Raw genomic sequence first — 3,277 nt, 5'->3', positions numbered from 1 at the left:
CTCAACACCTGACCGGAGATGGTGATGCCATTCTCCTTTTGGGTATAATCTGTGGCGATGTTTTTCAATGCATCGTCAATAGCGGCCCCGTCAAAATAGCCCTCCACATTAGAGGTAAATATATTGGTAGCGGTGCCCAATGTCGCCGTTGGGGCAGTAAAGCCTGACCCGGTGACGGACAGGCTGGAGGCGGCGGTCCAGCCTGTGGGAACAGCACTGGCCGTACCATTCCAGTTGGACAGGTTTATCTGGTCCAGGGTCATGCTGGTGGCGTCATATTTTACCTGGGTATCCGTGGTGGATACGGTGCCCTGGAGAGTGCCGGTGAGGGCTGTCCCATTGGCGGCACTATAGTCTACAGTCTGGGTGCGGTCAGCTCCCGTTACGGTCTTTCCCTCCAGATTGGCGGCATCGGACAGCAGAGTCATGGTGCTGTCAGGGGACAAGGCTTCCTTATCCCCGTCAGTAAAGGTAAAGGTCATATTGGAGGCATCAAGGGTTGTCGCCGGGGTAAAGTCATAGCCCTTGGATGGCATGGTGCGGCCCTTGCTCCACTCCATTTCTCCAAAGGAAATATCGCTGACATTAAAGTTGCTCCGGGCATATACCAGATTTTTGCCGTCAGCCGAGGCCTTGACGCCCTTGGACTCAGCCCCGGTAAGGGTGACCCCGGCCACCGTATCCTGACTGGGGATATCGGCCTGATACTTCATATCTCCGGTAATCTGATTGTCATTGAAGAAATCAGCCTTGGTGGTGGTCAAAATAGTCGTGGCACTGGCGGCCTCTATTGATGGGGCTGTGAAATCAGCCGCCGTAATGGAAGACTCCAGCAGCTTGGACGAGGCCCATTTCGTTGGCCAGGCCGCACTGGTACCATTCCAGTTGGATAAATTTATTCCCTTTAAATCGCTTTCCTCTATGGTATAATTCACCTTGCTGTTATTATCGGCCAGGGCTACACTATGAATAGCATCGTAGGCCAGGGTCACCTTGTTGGTCAAGGTATCGGTTTCATTCACCCGATTTACCTCCAGCCCGGTACCAATAGCTGATTCCCCCCCGGCGTATTTTACCTTAAGGTTTTCCGTGAAATTATCCGTATTGCCGGCCAGCAGGGTCATGGTGCCCGGGGTGGTGGCTGTGGCCAGCGTAGCGGCTCCGGACACATCCAGAGTCTCCACACCAGTAATATCCCCAATGGAAGTAAGCAGGGTCTTCCCATGGGCAAAGGCCAAATCCTTGGCAAGGCCCACTATCTGGGCCTTGGCTACACCCTGCTCCCCGACGGTAATGCCGGTGGCCCCTAAATTCAGGGTATTGCCGGAGCTATTGGCCGCTTTACCGCCTATGATGCCCTTAACGTCGATGGGGGCATTGATATTAATGGTATTATTGGCGGCCGTACCAGTGGATTCATCGTAAGCTGAACCACCGTGAATTACAGAAAAGGTTTCATCAAAGGTACCACCGGTGATGGTAACCATGTTGTTATTGGCATTCAAATTACCTTTTCCACCATAAACATCACCAGTTATCGTGCCGCCGGTGATAGTTACCTCATTGCTGTCGGCAGCAGTACCATTTTCACCATTGTAAAAACCACCATAGACATTCCCGCCTACAGAGGTGGTTTGGTCATCGGCCTGGGATATAGCTACCTTGTTATTTGTGGCACCAGATTTTCCCCAGCCACCATAGACATAATCATTAAGCGTACCGCCGGTGATAGTTACCTCGTTGCTGTCGGCAGTACCATTTTCGGAATAACCACCATAAACATCTTCCATTGTACCGCCAATGATAGTTACCTCGTTGCTCTTGGCTGTACCATCCTCACCATAGGAATAACCACCATAGACCTGCCCGTTTATAGAGGTGGTTTGGTTGGCAGCCTGGGATATGGTTACCTTGTTATTTGTGACACCAGAATAGCCATAGCCTCCAAAGATATTACAATGATAATTATCATTATAAATGGCGCCGCCGGTGATAGTTACCTCATTGCTGTCGGCAGTACCATTTTCACCATTGGAAAAACCACCATAGACATTCCCGCCTACAGAGGTGTCTTGGTTGGCAGCATGGGATATGGTTACCTTGTTCTCCGCGGCACCAGATTTTCCCCAGCCTCCATAGATATTACAACGAGAATTATCATTATAAATGGCGCCGCCGGTGATAGTTACCTCATTGCTGTCGGCAGTACCATTTTCACCATTGGAAAAACCACCATAGACATTCCCGCCTACAGAGGTGTCTTGGTTGGCAGCATGGGATATGGTTACCTTGTTCTCCGCGGCACCAGATTTTCCCCAGCCTCCATAGATATTACAACGAGAATTATCATTATAAATGGTGCCGCCGGTGATAGTTACCTCATTGCTGTTGGCTGTAACATTTTCATCATTAGAATAACCGCCATAGACCTCCCCGTTTATAGTGGTGGTTTGGTTGGCGGCCTGGGATATAGCTACCTTGTTCGCCGAGGCACCATAATTGCCCCAGCCTCCATAGACACTTTTATTAATTGTACCGCCGCTGATGTCAACAGTATTGCTGTTGGCAGTACCAAATTCGGAAATACCGCCATAGGCATCAATTATCGTACCGCCATTGATAGTTACCTGGTTACTGTTGGCAGCACCATTCATAGACTCGCCACCATAGACAGTAGTAATCGTACCGCCGTAGATAATTACCTTATTGTTTAGGGCAATACCATCGGGGGCAGAACCTCCTATAACTGTCCCATCATCTCCATTGATATTACCGCTGCTGATAGTTACTTCGTTGCTGTCGGCAGTACCATTTCTGCTAACACCTCCAACGACACCATAGTTCACAAAGGTGTTTTTTCCATCTGCCTGGTATATGGTTACCTTGTTATTCTTGACATCAGATGTACCTTCACCTCCACTGACATCACCAAACGTACCGCCGGTGATAAATACATTGTTGCTATTGGCAGTACTATTTTCAGACCTACCACCTTTGACATCTTTAATTTCTCCATCAGCGACTTCAACGGTGTTATTATTAGCAGCATGAGTAGAATAACCACCAGAAGCCGTATCAATCGTACCGCCAGTGACAGTTAGCCTATTACTGTTGGCAGTACCATTTTCGGAATAACCACCATAAACAAAATCATTGACACTACCATTTTCTACTGCCACCGAATTACCATCAGCATTGCCCTTGGCCCCATCAGCGATATAAGCACCATATAAATTTTTCACCTTTCCCCCCTGCAAGGTAGCCGAAAAGCCGGAAA

General features: G+C 49.0%; 1 pseudogene. It reads right to left on the bottom strand.

From position 1 onward, the window contains the following. Positions 1–3,242, bottom strand: a pseudogene (locus tag Q0Y54_RS12385) (hypothetical protein); the annotation flags it as partial. Positions 3,243–3,277: the final 35 nt, after the last annotated feature.

It is taken from the genome of uncultured Anaerovibrio sp., assembly GCF_947302755.1.
GTDB lineage: Bacteria > Bacillota > Negativicutes > Selenomonadales > Selenomonadaceae > Anaerovibrio.
Note: the sequence above shows the minus strand (reverse complement) of the source record. Positions and strands in the feature narration are given on the sequence as shown.